Origin of the sequence: Streptomyces sp. NPDC053513 (assembly GCF_044544765.1) — a bacterium.
GTDB lineage: Bacteria > Actinomycetota > Actinomycetes > Streptomycetales > Streptomycetaceae > Streptomyces > Streptomyces litmocidini.
Genome location: NZ_JBITXP010000008.1, coordinates 308,991 through 323,848, shown reverse-complemented (window position 1 = coordinate 323,848; position 14,858 = coordinate 308,991). Strand labels below are relative to the sequence as shown.

Annotated in this window: 11 protein-coding genes; 7 read left to right on the top strand and 4 right to left on the bottom strand. The window is 73.8% G+C overall.

Annotation, left to right across the window (positions count from 1 at the left end; genetic code table 11):
* Nucleotides 1–295 precede the first annotated feature (295 nt).
* The 6 genes from ACIGW4_RS16995 (at nt 296) to ACIGW4_RS16970 (ending at nt 5,061) form a co-directional block, all read left to right on the top strand.
* Nucleotides 296–1,255, top strand: coding sequence for a Zn-ribbon domain-containing OB-fold protein (locus ACIGW4_RS16995; RefSeq protein WP_399581226.1), 960 nt, complete (start codon nt 296–298; stop codon nt 1,253–1,255).
* A complete protein-coding gene (locus tag ACIGW4_RS16990; RefSeq protein WP_399581223.1) occupies nt 1,252–2,307 on the top strand; it encodes a thiolase domain-containing protein in 1,056 nt (351 codons plus the stop codon). The genes ACIGW4_RS16995 and ACIGW4_RS16990 overlap by 4 nt, the downstream gene beginning before the upstream one ends.
* On the top strand, nt 2,297–3,466 hold the full coding sequence (locus ACIGW4_RS16985; RefSeq protein ID WP_123458401.1) for a thiolase domain-containing protein: 1,170 nt from the start codon (nt 2,297–2,299) through the stop codon (nt 3,464–3,466). Before ACIGW4_RS16990 ends, ACIGW4_RS16985 begins: the two co-directional genes overlap by 11 nt.
* Nucleotides 3,467–3,495: 29 nt before the next feature.
* Nucleotides 3,496–3,906 (top strand): ACT domain-containing protein, encoded by a 411-nt coding sequence (locus ACIGW4_RS16980; protein ID WP_399581220.1) that lies wholly within the window; start codon nt 3,496–3,498, stop codon nt 3,904–3,906.
* 274 nt (nt 3,907–4,180) lie between these two features.
* Nucleotides 4,181–4,681 (top strand): hypothetical protein, encoded by a 501-nt coding sequence (locus ACIGW4_RS16975; RefSeq protein ID WP_030688984.1) that lies wholly within the window; start codon nt 4,181–4,183, stop codon nt 4,679–4,681.
* 14 nt (nt 4,682–4,695) lie between these two features.
* Nucleotides 4,696–5,061, top strand: a complete 366-nt coding sequence (locus ACIGW4_RS16970) for an RNA-binding S4 domain-containing protein (RefSeq protein WP_123458399.1) — start codon at nt 4,696–4,698, stop codon at nt 5,059–5,061.
* Between the two features lie 168 nt (nt 5,062–5,229).
* On the opposite strand, the gene ACIGW4_RS16965 is transcribed toward ACIGW4_RS16970, so the two are convergent.
* The 3 genes from ACIGW4_RS16965 to ACIGW4_RS16955 form a co-directional block, all read right to left on the bottom strand.
* Nucleotides 5,230–7,428 carry a germacradienol/geosmin synthase gene (locus ACIGW4_RS16965; RefSeq protein ID WP_399581217.1) on the bottom strand — a complete coding sequence of 733 codons (2,199 nt, stop codon included), beginning with the start codon at nt 7,426–7,428 and terminating at the stop codon, nt 5,230–5,232.
* 159 nt (nt 7,429–7,587) lie between these two features.
* Nucleotides 7,588–9,519 carry an N-acetylmuramoyl-L-alanine amidase gene (locus tag ACIGW4_RS16960; protein WP_399581214.1) on the bottom strand — a complete coding sequence of 644 codons (1,932 nt, stop codon included), beginning with the start codon at nt 9,517–9,519 and terminating at the stop codon, nt 7,588–7,590.
* A gap of 370 nt (nt 9,520–9,889) precedes the next feature.
* Nucleotides 9,890–11,017 (bottom strand): aminoglycoside phosphotransferase family protein, encoded by a 1,128-nt coding sequence (locus tag ACIGW4_RS16955; RefSeq protein ID WP_123458396.1) that lies wholly within the window; start codon nt 11,015–11,017, stop codon nt 9,890–9,892.
* A 233-nt stretch (nt 11,018–11,250) separates the two neighbouring features.
* Between ACIGW4_RS16955 and ACIGW4_RS16950 the strand changes: the two genes are divergently transcribed.
* Nucleotides 11,251–12,741 (top strand): hypothetical protein, encoded by a 1,491-nt coding sequence (locus ACIGW4_RS16950; protein ID WP_398709904.1) that lies wholly within the window; start codon nt 11,251–11,253, stop codon nt 12,739–12,741.
* 188 nt (nt 12,742–12,929) lie between these two features.
* On the opposite strand, the gene ACIGW4_RS16945 is transcribed toward ACIGW4_RS16950, so the two are convergent.
* Nucleotides 12,930–14,414: a PP2C family protein-serine/threonine phosphatase gene (locus tag ACIGW4_RS16945; protein WP_399581209.1), complete on the bottom strand. Its 1,485-nt coding sequence runs from the start codon at nt 14,412–14,414 to the stop codon at nt 12,930–12,932.
* Nucleotides 14,415–14,858: the final 444 nt, after the last annotated feature.

Genomic DNA, 14,858 nt, shown 5'->3' with positions numbered 1-14,858 from the left:
GGGCTCTGCCCGGCCCCCGTGCACCGGGGCTTCGCCCCGGACCCCGTCGTACGGCCTTCGGCCGTGTCCTCGAACGCCGGACGGGCTGATCTCCGGTCCCGCCCCGGGCCCCACGCCGCCGGGCGTAGGGGGAGTTCGAGGCGCGGGGTCCGGGGCGGAGCCCCACGCGGCGGAGCCGCAGATGTCACAGCCGGGAGGGGGCGAGGTGGGGGGAAGGCCCCGCGCAGCGGCCCACCCCCCCGCACCACTCCGCCGCCCACCACCCACCACCCACCCCACCCAAGGAGCCCCGCCCATGACCGTCACCGACCCGCCGGAGGCCCTCCGCGCCCCCCTCGTCGTCGAGTTCCCCTTCACCCGCTCCCTCGGCCCCGTCCAGTCCGCCTTCCTCACCGGGCTGCGCGAGCGCACCGTCCTCGGCGTGCGCACCGAGGCGAACGAGGTGCTCGTCCCGCCCGTCGAGTACGACCCCGAGACCGCCGCCGAACTCCGCGAGCTCGTCGAGGTCGCCCCCACCGGCACCGTCACCACCTGGGCCTGGAACCCCGAGCCCCGCCCCGGACAACCCCTCACGACCCCCTTCGCCTGGGTCCTCGTCCGCCTCGACGGCGCCGACACCGCCCTCCTCCACGCCCTCGACGCCCCCGGCCCCGAAGCCGTCCGCACCGGCCTGCGGGTGCGGATCCGCTGGGCCGCCGAACGGGCCGGAGCCATCACCGACATCGCCTGCTTCGAGCCGTACGAGAGCACCCCACGGGGCGAACCCGCCGCCCACGACGGCCGGTTCGAGGACCCCGTGACCGGCATCGTCGCCCCCGCCCGCCTCGACTACACGTACAGCCCCGGCCGCGCCCAGACCCGCTACCTCCACGGGCTCGCCGAGCGCCGCACGGTCGGCGAGCGCTGCCCCTCCTGCGCCAAGGTGTACGTGCCGCCCCGCGGCGCCTGCCCCACCTGCGGCGTCGCCACCACCGACCGGGTCGAGGTCGGCCCCCGCGGCACCGTCACCACCTTCTGCATCGTCAACATCAAAGCGAAGAACCTCGACATCGAGGTCCCCTACGTCTACGCCCACATCGCCCTCGACGGCGCCGGCCTCGCCCTCCACGGCCGCATCGCCGGCATCCCGTACGACGAGGTCCGCATGGGCCTGCGGGTCGAGCCCGTGTGGAGCGAGGACGGCCGCTACCCGGACCACTACCGGCCCACCGGCGAACCCGACGCCGACTACGACACGTACAAGGAGCTGCTATGAGCCGGGACGTGGCGATCGTCGCCTTCGCCCAGAGCGACCACCGACGGCACACCGACGACCTCTCCGAGGTCGAGATGGTGATGCCCGTGCTGCACGAGGTGCAGCGGCAGACCGGCCTGAAGGCCGCCGACATCGGCTTCACCTGCTCCGGCTCCTCCGACTACCTCGCCGGGCGCGCCTTCTCCTTCACCATGGCCCTCGACGGCGTCGGCGCCTGGCCGCCGATCTCCGAGTCCCACGTCGAGACGGACGGCGCCTGGGCGCTCTACGAGGCCTGGGTGAAGCTCCTCACCGGCGAGGCCGACACGGCCCTCGTCTACTCGTACGGCAAGTCCTCGCCCGGCTCCGTCCGCGACGTCCTCACCCGCCAGCTCGACCCGTACTACCTCGCCCCCCTCTGGCCCGACTCCGTCGCCCTCGCCGCCCTCCAGGCCCAGGCCCTCGTCGACGCCGGGGACACCGACGAACCCGCCCTCGCCGCGATCGCCGCCCGCAGCCGCGAGGACGCCAGGACCAATCCGCACGCCCAGCTGCCGGGCGTCCGCCCCCAGGGCGGGTACGCCGTCCAGCCCCTCCGCACCGGCGACTGCCCGCCCATCGGCGACGGCGCCGCCGCCGTGATCCTCGCCGCCGGCGACCGGGCCCGCGAGCTGTGCGAGCGCCCCGCCTGGATCCGGGGCATGGACCACCGGATCGAGGCCCACTCCCTCGGCGTCCGCGACCTCACCGACTCGCCCTCCACCCGCCTGGCCGCCGAGCGCGCCGGAGCCTTCGAGAGGCCCGTCGACACCGCCGAACTCCACGCCCCCTTCACCTCCCAGGAGGTCGTCCTCAGAAAGGCCCTCCGTCTCGACGACGGGGTGCGGATCAACCCCTCCGGCGGCGCCCTCGCCGCCAACCCCGTCATGGCCGCCGGTCTGATCCGGCTCGGCGAGGCCGCCGCCCGCATCCACCGCGGCGAGTCCGACCGCGCCCTCGCCCACGCGACCTCCGGCCCCTGCCTCCAGCAGAACCTCGTCGCCGTCCTGGAAGGGGAGACCCATGCCCGGTAAAGAGCCCGTCGCCGTCGTCGGCATCGGCCAGACCAAGCACGTCGCCGCCCGCCGGGACGTCTCCATCGCCGGACTCGTCCGCGAGGCCGCCCTGCGCGCCCTGGCGGACGCCGAGCTGACCTGGGCGGACGTCGACGCCGTCGTCATCGGGAAGGCACCCGACTTCTTCGAGGGCGTCATGATGCCGGAGCTGTACCTCGCCGACGCCCTCGGCGCGGTCGGCAAGCCCATGCTCCGGGTCCACACCGCCGGATCGGTCGGCGGCTCCACCGCCCTCGTCGCCGCCAACCTGGTCTCCGCGCGCGTGCACCGGACCGTCCTCACCCTCGCCTTCGAGAAGCAGTCCGAGTCCAACGCCATGTGGGGCCTCTCCCTGCCCGTCCCCTTCCAGCAGCCCCTGCTCGCCGGCGCCGGAGGCTTCTTCGCCCCGCACGTGCGCGCGTACATGCGCCGCACCGGCGCCCCCGACACGATCGGCTCCCTCGTCGCGTACAAGGACCGGCGCAACGCGCTCAAGAACCCGTACGCCCACCTCCACGAGCACGACCTCACCCTGGAGAAGGTCCAGGCCTCCCCGATGCTCTGGGACCCCATCCGCTACTCCGAGACCTGCCCCTCCTCGGACGGCGCCTGCGCCATGGTCCTCACGGACCGTGCCGGAGCCGACCGCGCGCCACGGCCGCCCGCCTGGGTGCACGGCGGGGCGATGCGCAGCGAACCCACCCTCTTCGCCGGCAAGGACTTCGTCTCCCCGCGGGCCGGCAGCGACTGCGCCGCCGACGTCTACCGGCAGGCCGGCGTCACCGACCCCCGGCGGCAGATCGACGCCGTCGAGATGTACGTGCCGTTCTCCTGGTACGAACCCATGTGGCTGGAGAACCTGGGCTTCGCCGAGGAGGGCGAGGGCTGGAAGCTCACCGAGGCCGGGGTGACCGAGCTCGACGGCGACCTGCCCGTGAACCCCTCGGGCGGGGTCCTCTCCACCAACCCCATCGGGGCCTCCGGGATGATCCGCTTCGCCGAGGCCGCGCTCCAGGTGCGGGGGGACGCCGGCGAGCACCAGGTCGAGGGCGCCCGCAGGGCCCTCGGCCACGCCTACGGAGGCGGCGCCCAGTTCTTCTCCATGTGGCTCGTGGGGGACACCCCGCCCACCGGCTGAGCCCCAGCGCGGGGCCTACCCTGACCCGCATGAACGCGGAACGTGACCTCACCCGGCTCCTCGCCGGGATGCGCCCGGAACTCGACCCCGGCCGCTACGTCTTCACCACGGTGGACGGCCCCGCCCCGGCCGGGGTCGCCCCCGTCGTCACCGTCGCCGAACCCGAGGGCCTCACCCTCGTCGTACGGCAGGAGGAGGCGGACGCCGCCGGCCTCCCGTACGACTACGTGGCGGGCCGGATCACGCTCCGGGGGCACTCCGCGCTCGACGCCGTCGGACTCACGGCGGCCGTCGCGGGCGAGCTCGCCGCGGCGGGCCTGAGCTGCAACGTGGTGGCCGGTTTCCACCACGACCACCTCTTCGTCGAACACGACCGCGCGGGCCGGGCGTTGGACCTCCTGAACGAGCTCTCGCGGCGGTCGGCCGACTCGGCCGCATGAGGGACACGGGCGGGTCCGCCCCGAGCCCGGAAACCGCTCGTCCGGGCGTCCCCGTCCCGGTCGGCCGCCCGCGCGGCGGACCCTCCGTGGCCGGACGGATGCCCCGCGTGACCACGGGGGCCTCCGGGCCGCCGCGCGGGTGAGGCTCCCGGAGGTGCCGCCGACCGCCCCGGACGCCGGGCCCCGGCCCGGAGCGGCGGCCCCGGTGAGCGGCGCCGCCCCGGGGCGGCGCCCGACGCGTCGCGTCGTGCGCCGGGGCACGTACCATGGCCGTATGTCCTTCCTCCGCCGCCGCAGCGCCGCCACACCCGCGGGCCCGGACTTCGACGTCCTGGCCATGGACCCGGGGGACTGGCCCGGCAATCTCGGCGCAGGTCTGCTGCCCGCGCCCGACGGTTCCTGCCAGGGCGTGTTCCTCCGCTACGACCTGTTCGGCGGCCGCGGACCCGCGATGATCATCGGTAACCTCCCCGAGGGCTCCCCGGCGCGCGAGCTCGCCGACGGCCAGATCCCCTTCGAGGTGGCACAGCTCCTCGCCGCCCTGGAGAACGACGAGCCGGTCGAGGTCCTCGACACCGAGGACATGCCCGTCATGCAGGGCGACAACCTCCTCATCGTGCGCCGCCTCAAGCTCTCCGAGAGCCGCATCTCCTGCGTCCAGTTCGACCGCAGCGACAACGTCCTCGTGACGATCGCCAGTTGGGACCGGCCGATCACCGACGACCTGTACGCGCTGCTCAAGCCGCTGCCCGCCGAGCTGTTCCAGCAGGGCTGACGGGGCCGGGGCCGATGAGCGCGCGCGTCGACGCCTGGATCTGGGCGGTCCGCCTCACCAAGACCCGCTCCCAGGCCGCGGCCGCCTGCCGCGCCGGGCACGTCAAGGTCAACGGCGAGCGGGTCAAGCCCGCCCAGGCCGTGAAGCCCGGCGACGAGGTCCGGATCTTCCACGGCGGGCGGGAGCGGATCGTCGAGGTCAAGGAGCTCCACACCAAGCGGGTCGGCCCTCCGGTCGCCGTCGAGGCGTACGTGGACAACAGTCCGCCCCCGCCGCCGCGCGAGCACGTCGCCGTCGCCGCCGTACGCGACCGGGGCACGGGACGCCCCACCAAGCGCGAGCGCCGCGAACTCGACGAACTGCGCGGCCGGCGCCCCTGAGGCGAGTCCGCGACGCGCTTCCGGGTCGAGCGGGCGACAGGCGTCTCCGAGGCGAGCCGGCGGCGGCGCCTCCCGGGCGGGCGGACGGCAGGCGCGTCGACGAGCGAGCGTCCCTGATCCGACGGCCCGAAGGCCTCCGGGAATCCTCCCGGAGGCCTTCGGCGTGCCTCAGCGGGGCCCCGCGCCCAGCAGCTCCGAGATCCGCGCCGCCGAGGTGCCGAGCCCCGTCGGCCCGCGCCGCAGCAGAGCGCTGCCGCTGCCCGAGCGCACGTCCTCCGCGCCGTAACGCCGTACCTTCCGGTGCCAGTTGAGGACGCCCGCGAGCCAGTCCTCCAGCTCCCGCAGATACGCCTCGAAGGCCTCCCGGCCCGCCGCTTCGAGCCCGAACTCCTCGTACAGCAGCGGGACCTCACGCTGCTTCAGGTTCTCGTACTGGCGCAGCCGCCCCCGCATCAGGTCGTCGACCATCGACACCGCGGTCGGGTAGTCGCAGTCGAAGAACTTCTGGAGCACCAGGACGCCGTTGTGCACCTCGCCCTCGACCTCGATCTCCTTCTGGTACGAGAAGAGGTCGTTGACGAGCGCCCCGTAGTCCATGACCGAGTTCTCCAGGCTGCGCACCGTCCCCGACCGGAACAGCTCCGGGGGCAGCACCGTGTCCTGCCGCAGCCGGCACAGCAGCGTGGTCAGCTCGGATCCGAAGGTGCTGCGCCGCATCTCGATGTAGTCGACCGGGTCGGGCACCCGGTGCTGCACCACGTTGTGCATCTCCCACATCCAGCTGTCGAGCATCACGTCGAGCGAGGCCCGCAGCTGCTCCAGCGCCGGGGGCGCCATCGTGGCGGCGGTCCGCGCCCAGACGTCGGCGAGCGAGCGCTCCAGGGCGTTCACCGCGTGCGCCGCGCCGGACGCGGGCTCGTCGATCGGCATGCACGCCTTGAGCCGGTCGGTCTGCTCCTTCGCGCCGGCCAGGTTGCCCGCCCGTCCGAAGACGGCCGGGTAGTAGTCGTCCGCGTAGGTTCCCCAGGTCAGCCAGTCGGCGCTGAGCTCCAGGTCCTCCGGGGAGGCGTCCGGATCGAGGCCCGCCGCGCACAGTGCGAGGTCGAAGCCCTCCGCCATCGGCCGGTCCCACAGGTCGTCGAGGAGGCCCGCCCGCTCGGCCCAGTCCACGGTGTGCCGACGCGCGGCCTGGTGGTGGGGGTTGATCGTGAGCGGGTACGGCAGGTCGAACTCGGGGAGCAGCGAGGGCCCCACGTGCTGGTGCGGCGCGTGCGTGAACGCCCGGTGCCGGGCCGCCGCGGGCCGTCCGAAGAGGGTGCGGACGTCGAGCGCGGAGGTGCCGATGACCCCGTCCAGGTGCGAGGGCCCGCCGACCATGCCCTCGTTCATGTAGCGGCTGGAGCGCATGTGCCACTCGTGGCCGCCGGACTGCCAGTCCTGGAGCCCCTTCGCGTACGCCGCGACCGCCGCGCACTCCTCCGGGCTCAGCCCCTGCTCGGCGGCGAGCAGCGGCACTTCGGTGAGCGCGGTGTTCTCGAACTGCTGGACCCGCGAGGTCAGCAGGTCGTTGACGGCGTTCGCCGCCTCCTGGGTCGTGCAGCCGAGGAACCGCTCCAGGACGAGGACGCCGTTGCTGTTCTCGCCCTCCTCCTCCACCTCGCGCTGGTACGAGAAGAGGTCGTTGCGCAGGTGCACGGCGTCGGAGAAGGCGTCCCTGAGCACCCGCAGCGGCCGGGAGTGCGCCACCCGGGCGGGGACCTCGGCCCCCGCCGCGTACTCCACGAGCCCGGCCGACCAGGGGGCGCCGCCCACCTTGCGGCGCATCTCGATGTACTCCAGGGGGTTGGCGACCCGGCCGTCGTTGATGTTGTCGAGCTCCCACAGGGACTCGTACAGCAGGTGCTCCGTGGCCTCCGCGAACCGCACCCGCCAGCCCTCGGACATCGACGGCACCGTCCGCCGCCAGAGGTCGGCGAGGCCCGCCTCGACGGGGTTGGTCGGCCCGGGCATGCCGACCGCTGGGTCCGCCGGCATGAACAGCGGGAGCCGGTCGAGGTACGCCTTGCTGCCGGCCCGGTCCTGGGTGCGCTTGAAGACCTCCAGGAAGTGGTCGTCGAAGAAGAAGACCCAGGTGTACCAGTCGGTGACGAGGTTCAGCGCCTCCTCGTCGCAGTCGGGATGGGTGTACGAGCAGAGCAGCGCGTAGTCGTGGGATTCGAGGTCGTGCTCCTCCCAGACCCCCGAGCCCTCCAGCATCCCCATCTCCCGCGCCCAGTCACGCGTGTGCGTGCGGGCGGCCTCCAGATGGGGATTGAGCCGTGCCGGATACGGAACATAGAAATCCGGCATAACGAAGGGCTGAGGCATTTCCTGGAGGGCCTTCCGGTGAGCTGGGGCGGTACCCGGCCCAGCCTTACCCCTCACCCGGACGACGCACGCGATCTCCTGAATAGTCGTATGAACGTCGAAGGGGTGGTGCCGGGCCCCACGGCCGGCACCACCCCGCACCTTTCGGCCAGGCCTCCGTCAGCCCTGGGAAACCCGCACGTCAGCGGCCTTCACAAAGGCCACCCGATGACCGAACTGGATCTGGTAGTACTCCTCCTGGCCCCGGACCACGGTGTGCCCGCTCGGATCGAACACCGGCGCGAAGTAGTACTCGCCCGGGGTGCTGCCCCCGACCACGTACCGCTGACCCGCGAGCAGTCTGTACGGCAGCGGCGACACCGGCTGCACCGGCACGCCCGCGGGATACGCCGAGGCCTCCGGATACGCCCGCCCGTACACCGGCACCTCCGCCAGACCCTCCCGGGGCGTCAGGACCAGGCCCCGGGCGTTCACCGCCGTCGGCTCCTTCACCGGGTTCGAGAACCACGCCTTCTGCCCGAGGTACCAGACCGCCGTCCAGTCCCCCCGCCGCTCCGCCACCGCGAAGCTCTGCCCGGTCGAGGCCCGCGCCCCCGTGTCGTTGACGCCCGTGGTGGAGGCCTGCCCGCCCGGCCGCAGACCGATGTCCTTCACCAGGGGCGCGTCGGCGCTCGGCCCGGTGTGCAGGCGCACCGCCCCGCTGCCGTGCGGCACGCACGCCTGGCCCGCCGTCGTGCAGCCCGTGTAGACCGGCCGGTGCGACTCGTAGTCGGGCCGGATCGTCACCACGCCCGCGTGCGGACCGGCGCTCGGCGTGATCGGACGGCCGAGCAGCCGGAAGTAGTGCGCCCAGTCCCAGTACGGCCCCGGGTCCGTGTGCATGCCCTTGATCGTGGACGTCACCGTGCCCGGCACGTTGTCGTGGCCCAGGACGTGCTGCCGGTCCAGCGGGATGTCGTACCGGGCGGCGATGTACCGCACCAGGCGCGCCGACGACCGGTACATCGCCTCCGTGTACCAGGAGTCCGGCGAGGTCAGGAAGCCCTCGTGCTCCAGGCCCACCGACTTGGCGTTCACGAACCAGTTGCCCGCGTGCCAGGCCACGTCCTTCAGCGGCACGTGCTGGGCGACGTGCCCGTCGGAGGAGCGCAGCGAGTACTGCCAGGACACGTACGTCGGGTCCTGCACCAGCTTCAGGGTGGTCCTCCAGTCCGCCTCGGTGTCGTGGATCACGATGTAGTCGATCGACTGGGAGGCGGGCCGGTTCGCCTTGTCGTGGTTGCCGTAGTCGCCGTCGCCGAACTCCTCGTACGGCGCGGGGACCCACTCGCAGGCCACCGAGGCCGGGCACTCCACGGGACCGGCGGCCGGCCGGCGGAGGCCCAGGGCCGCCACCTGACCGGTGGCGGGCGCCACCGCCGGGTCGGCCGACAGCGTCACCACCTGCCCGCTGTCCGTCGTCCGCGTCTCCCCGGTCCGGATCACGTCGAACACGTCGTTCGCGTACGTCGCCGCCGTCGCCGAGTCGTCCGCGCCGGAGTACCGCGCCACCGCCCCGTACCAGTCGGCCGGGTCCGCGCTCGCCGGAAGGCCGGCCTCGCGCTGCGCCGCCGCGAGCAGCGCCGCCCCGCCCTCGATGTTCGCGGCCGGCACGGTGCGCAGCTCCTCGGCCGGGATCCCGGACAGGGCGGACGCCCGCTCCAGGGTCCGCAGCCGCTCGGGCAGCTCGGCGGGCGCGGGCACCGGGACGTCACCGCTCGCGCGGGCCGGACGGGAGTCGTCGCCGCGCGCGTCCTCCCCGCCCTCCGAGTGGTGCGGGGCGGTCCCGGCCAGCGCCGTCACCGCGTCCGTCAGGTGCATCGGCCCGTAACCGCCGGTCACGCTGGGCGCACCGCCGTGGGTGTCCCACCGCGACTGCAGGTACGAGACGGCGAGCAGCACGCTCTCGGGCACGCCGTACCGCTCGGCCGCCCGCGCGAACTGCCCCTGCAGGACACCCGCCTCGGGCACGTCGGCGCCGGCGGGCGGAGCGGCGGACAGCAGGGGGAGCAACAGGGCGGCGGACGCCAGGACGCCCACCACCCCCGGCACACGGATCGGCGAAGGACGTCTGCGCGACGCGGAACGGAGCAAGGCAGCCTCCAGAGGCAGGGGGTGACACGGGGGCGTGCGGGGCCGAACCCGTACAGGGGTATCGGCTCCCGGACGTTCCGTCAATCACACCCGCACGAAAGGAAGTTCCCACGTCAGAGCGGGAATGGAGGCCATACGGCGGAGTTTCGCCGCGACGGGTCCCGGGCCTGGGACGCGTCACTGGAGTGGACCAATGGAGGGGGTTCGGGGAGAGGCGCGGGCGGAAGGGGTTCGCGGAGGATCCCGGACAAGCCGGTGCGCCGCGTCCCGGTGTGTCGGCACCGGGCTCACGGCGCACCCCCCCCGTGTGGTCGGCCGGACCCGCCCTTCAGCGCGTCCCGACCGCCGCGCGCACGGCCCGCCGTGCCATGGCGCAGTCGTCGTGCAGCCGCCTCAGCAGCAGCCGCTGTTCCTCGCCGGGCGCGAGCGCCCCCGAGGGCACCGGCACCGAACCGGCCGGCGGAGCCTCCTTCATGGTGCGCTGCACCGCCGTCTCGTAGGTGCGGATCTCCCGCGTCAGCACGATCATCAGGTTCACCAGGAAGGCGTCCCGGGAGGCCGGGCCCGCCTGCTGGGCGAGCTGGCTGATCTGGCGCCGGGCCAGCGGCGCGTCACCGAGCACCGCCCACAGGGTCGCCAGGTCGTAGCCGGGCAGGTACCAGCCCGCGTGCTCCCAGTCGACGAGCACCGGCCCGGCGGGGGAGAGCAGGACGTTGGAGAGCAGGGCGTCGCCGTGACAGAACTGGCCCATACCCTGACGGCCGCCCGCGTGCGCCAGACCGTGCAGCAGCTTCTGCAGGTCGTCCCGGTCCCGGTCCGTGAAGAGCCCGAGCTCGTGGTAGCGCGCGATCCGGGCGCCGTAGTCCAGCGGCGCGTCGAAGGTCCCGGCCGGCGGCCGCCAGGCGTTGAGCCGGGCGATCGCACCGAGCGCGGCCCGTACGTCGGCCCGCGGCGGGGCCTCGACGGGGTGGCGCGAGAGCGCCGCCGCGCGCCCGGGCATCCGCTCGATCACCAGCGTGCAGTTCTCCGGGTCCGCGGCGATCAGCCGCGGCGCCCGCACCGGCGGACGGTGACGGACGAAGGAGCGATAGGACGCTATTTCGTGCCGGAACCGCTCGACCCAGGCGGGGGAGTGGTCCAGTAAACACTTCGCGACCGCCGTCGTCCGCCCGGTCGTCCCGACGATCAGTACGGAACGGCCGCTGCGCCGCAGCACCTGCACCGGGTTGAACTCCGGACAGATCCGGTGGACCGACGCGATCGCCGTCTTCAGCTGCGCCCCCTGGGGGCCGGACAGGTCGATTCTCCCGCTGACCGGCTGGGTACCGGTGCCGCCCGCCCAGCGCCTCGGCCGGACGACCTGGGGGGCGGGGGCGAGGTACGGTCCGGCGCCTGCCGGGACGATGCGGTGCTGCGGCCGGGGCGGGGCGGACACGGAGGACGATGCTGTGTACATGGAGGTGACAGATCCCTTCGTGCGCCGACGAATTGCGTGCGTCGCCCCGCCCGCCCCCGGTCCGCACCCTGGGGAATGAGGGCCGGTCGGCGGGGCGGGGTGGCGCGTTCCTACCTGACACCCGGGCGCGGGTGGCGGAACATCTCGCGCACCCTGGCGAAGCCTGGCGAATTGTCGCCAGGCCTATGACAGGGGGCTACTGTCAACTCAGCCGAGAACCTGGGGGCTTAGACGTGACCGGACAAACCAACACCCGCCTGGCAGACCTGTTCGGCCTGGCCGGCTGGTCCAAGGGCGAACTCGCGAGGCTCGTCAACCGGCAGGCGGCGGCCATGGGCCACCCCCAGCTGGCGACCGACACCTCGCGGGTGCGGCGGTGGATCGACCGGGGCGAGACCCCGCGCGATCCCGTCCCCCGGGTGCTGGCAGCACTGTTCACCGAGCGACTCGGCCGTGTCGTGACCATCGAGGACCTCGGGTTCGTACGACACGGGCGTGCCGGAAAGAAGCAGGACGTCAGGAAGACGGAGAACCCTGACGGGCTGCCCTGGCCCCCCGATCGTGCGGCGGCGGTCCTCACCGAATTCACGGGAATGGACCTCATGCTCAACCGACGCGGCCTGGTGGGCGCGGGTGCCGCGCTTGCCGCCGGCTCCGTACTCAGCAACGCCATGCACGACTGGCTGCAGACCGACCCCGCACGCACGGGCGTCGCCCCGCGTGCCACCGATCCCCTCCACGCCGACCCCGCCGGGTTCGACCGCTACGAGGCCGCCCCCATCGGGTCGGAGGAGATCGAGGCCCTGGAGCAGTCCGTCATCATCTTCCGCGCCTGGGACGCCTCCCGGGGCGGCGGCCTCCAGCGCAAGGCGGTCGTGGGCCAGCTCAACGAGGTGGGCGGCATGCTCGCCTACCGCCACGCCGACCACCTCCAGCGGCGCCTGTGGGGCGTCGCCGCCAACCTCGCCGTCCTCGCGGGCTGGATGTCCCACGACGTCGGCCTCGAACCGACGGCGCAGAAGTACTTCGTCATCGCCGCCCACGCGGCCCGTGAGGGCGGCGACCGGCCCCGGGCCGGCGAGGCGCTGTCCCGGGCCGCCCGCCAGATGGTGCACCTGGGCCGGCCCGACGACGCCCTCGACCTGATGAAGCTGGCCAAAGCGGGCTCGGGCGAGCGGGTGCTGCCCCGCACCCAGGCCATGTTCCACACCATCGAGGCCTGGGCGCAGGCCTCGATGGGGCGGGGGCAGGCCATGCGGCGGACCCTCGGCGAGGCCGAGGACCTCTTCGTCTCCGACACGGGCGAGGAGAAGCCGGACTGGATGCAGAACTTCGACGAGGCCGACATGCACGGCATGCAGGCCCTCGCCTACCGCACCCTCGCCGAGCACGACCCGGCCGCGGCGATCCCCGCGCAGCGCCACGCCAAGCTGGCCCTCGAACTGCGGAGCGGCGGCCACGATCGCTCGAAGCTCTTCGACCGCATCTCGCTCGCCTCGGCCTGCTTCATCGCCGACGACCCGGAGCAGGCCGACCGGTACGCCCGGCTCGCCCTCATGTCCATGGGGGACACCTCGTCCCACCGGACCTGGGACCGGCTGCGGGAGATGTACCGGCTCACCGGCCAGTACGCGGGCTACTCGAGCATCGAGACCCTGCGCGAGGAGATCGAACTGGCCCTCCCCAGGTCGCCCGTCAACCGTCCCAGGGCCGGGCAGGCCTGAGCCTCCCCGTCCCTCGGGACGAGGAGGCTCGGGAAGGGCCTGTCTGGGGGTGGGACGGGGATCGGGAGGCGCGCCGGCGAGCGGTCCGAACTCCGGTACGGGTGGCCTCGGTTCCGTACGGGTGGTGCGACCCGGTGTGGGTGGGTGGCCCCGGTTGCGTACGGGTGTGGGGCCCGGCGCGGGTGGTCTCAGCCCCGGTGGGCGACCCGGACCACCATCACGCAGGCGTCGTCCTCGCGCGGCTCCTCGCCGAACTCCTCCACCACCGCGCGCACGCCGTCCTGCGCGTCCCGTGCCTCCGCGAGCCGGGGGCCGAGGGCGAGCAGCCGTCGCGTGCCCGTGTCGTCGTCCGGATCGCCGCCGCGGGTCAGCCCGTCGGTGTGCAGGACCAGCAGGTCGCCCGGGAGCAGCCGGGTCTCGGCCTCGCCGTACACGGCGCCGGTCGTCGCCCCGAGCAGCATGCCCTCGGGCCGTCGGAGCGCGTGCCCCGTCCCGTCGCGGAAGAGCAGCGGGGCGGGGTGGCCGGCCTGCGCCCAGGCCAGGGTCTGGGCCACCGGGTCGTAGCGGCAGCACATCGCGCTGCCGAGCGCGGGCTGGACGGAGGCTTCCAGGAGCTGGTTGAGGTGGCCCATCAGCGCGGCGGGCCGGATGCCGGCGACGGCCATGCCGCGCAGCGCGCCGAGGAGCATGGCCATGGAGGAGGTCGCGGCGACCCCGTGGCCCGTCAGGTCGCCGACGGTCAGCAGCGCGTCCCCGTCGGGCAGGGCGAGCGCGTCGTACCAGTCGCCGCCGATCAGACCGGTGCTGGCGGCCGGCAGGTAGTGCGCGGCCACGTCGAGCGGGGCGGGGCCGTCGTGGGCGAAGCGGAGCGAGCCGCGCCACGGCGGGAGGACCGCCTCCTGCAGTTCGACGGCGACCCGTCGCTCGGTGAGCTCGATGTGGCGGCTGCGCTCCAGGTTGTCGCGGCTCTCGCGGACCGCCCGCTCGCTGCGCCGCAGTTCGCTGACGTCGCGCAGGACGGCCCACATGGAGGCGGTGCAGCCGTCGGCGTCGAGCACGGGTTCGCCGGTCATGTGCACCGTGCGCACCCGGCCGTCGGTCCGTACGATCCGGAACTCGCCGTCGATCGGCTTCCCGTCGATCAGGCAGTCCGTCACCATGCCCTGCAGGACGGGCTGGTCCTCGGCGAAGACCATGGTGGGCATCTCGTCGAGCGTCATCGGGCCGCTCTCGGGCGGCCGTCCGAAGATCTGGAACAGCTCCTCGGACCAGCTGACCTCGTCGGTGAGCAGGTTCCACTCGGCGCTGCCGACGCGGGAGAGCAGCGAGCCGGTCCGGGGCGGGGCGGCCACGCCGTACGCGGTGCCGGGGGCGGGCGCGGACGCGGTGTCGACGACGGCGTCGATGTCCCCGGTCCCGTCCTCCGGGACCGCGCTCGCCGGAACTCCGGCCCGGAGCTGGCCCAAGTGGGCGCCCAGGTCGTCGAGTTGGTGCACCGCGAGGTCGCACAGGGCCCGCTGCCATCGCTGCTGGGGATCGTCCTCGTCCGCCGCGGCGTCCCGCCGGACGGCGTCCACCTCGCCGCGCAGGCGGCGGGTCTGTGAGATCAGCGCGTCCACCGCGCCCGGCTCCGGCGGCTGGGCGGGGCGGTCCGCGAACAGATGGGACGGCATGTCGTACTCCGATACAGGCGCGGCGCGGCCAGGTGTGGAAGGTGGCCCGTAGACGACTGTCGCACAGCCCGGCACGGCCCGTAAGGGATTTGGCAACACTCGATCCGGTGGTGCTTCTGGCATATGTCAAAGGCCCGGCGATTATCGGACAGGGCGCGACCCGTTACGGTGCTGGGGTGGTGAACGACGACGGAAACGGCACGGTGGGCGCGGGGACGACGGTCACGGGCGGGGTGGTCGCGGGCGGTTCGGACGTGCGTACGGAGATGGGGGCGGGGATGTCGAACGGCCTTGCCCCTGGCGCTCGGACGTCGGACGCGAGCGCCGGTGCCGGGGCGGACGGGCCGGGTGCGTGGGCCGATGCCGGGGCCGGCCCCGGTGCTGGTGTCGGTCCTGGCGCCGGTGTCGGCGCCGGTGCCGTGGCGGGCGGTCCGGGCGTGCCGG

Excerpts from the sequence above, each read along its gene's own strand:
- ACIGW4_RS16995 (WP_399581226.1), top strand. The coding sequence starts at position 296 with ATGACCGTCACCGACCCGCCGGAGGCCCTCCGCGCCCCCCTCGTCGTC.
- ACIGW4_RS16985 (WP_123458401.1), top strand. The coding sequence starts at position 2,297 with ATGCCCGGTAAAGAGCCCGTCGCCGTCGTCGGCATCGGCCAGACCAAG.
- ACIGW4_RS16965 (WP_399581217.1), bottom strand. The coding sequence starts at position 7,428 with ATGCCTCAGCCCTTCGTTATGCCGGATTTCTATGTTCCGTATCCGGCA.
- ACIGW4_RS16990 (WP_399581223.1), top strand. The coding sequence starts at position 1,252 with ATGAGCCGGGACGTGGCGATCGTCGCCTTCGCCCAGAGCGACCACCGA.
- ACIGW4_RS16945 (WP_399581209.1), bottom strand. The coding sequence starts at position 14,414 with ATGCCGTCCCATCTGTTCGCGGACCGCCCCGCCCAGCCGCCGGAGCCG.
- ACIGW4_RS16975 (WP_030688984.1), top strand. The coding sequence starts at position 4,181 with ATGTCCTTCCTCCGCCGCCGCAGCGCCGCCACACCCGCGGGCCCGGAC.
- ACIGW4_RS16980 (WP_399581220.1), top strand. The coding sequence starts at position 3,496 with ATGAACGCGGAACGTGACCTCACCCGGCTCCTCGCCGGGATGCGCCCG.
- ACIGW4_RS16970 (WP_123458399.1), top strand. The coding sequence starts at position 4,696 with ATGAGCGCGCGCGTCGACGCCTGGATCTGGGCGGTCCGCCTCACCAAG.
- ACIGW4_RS16955 (WP_123458396.1), bottom strand. The coding sequence starts at position 11,017 with ATGTACACAGCATCGTCCTCCGTGTCCGCCCCGCCCCGGCCGCAGCAC.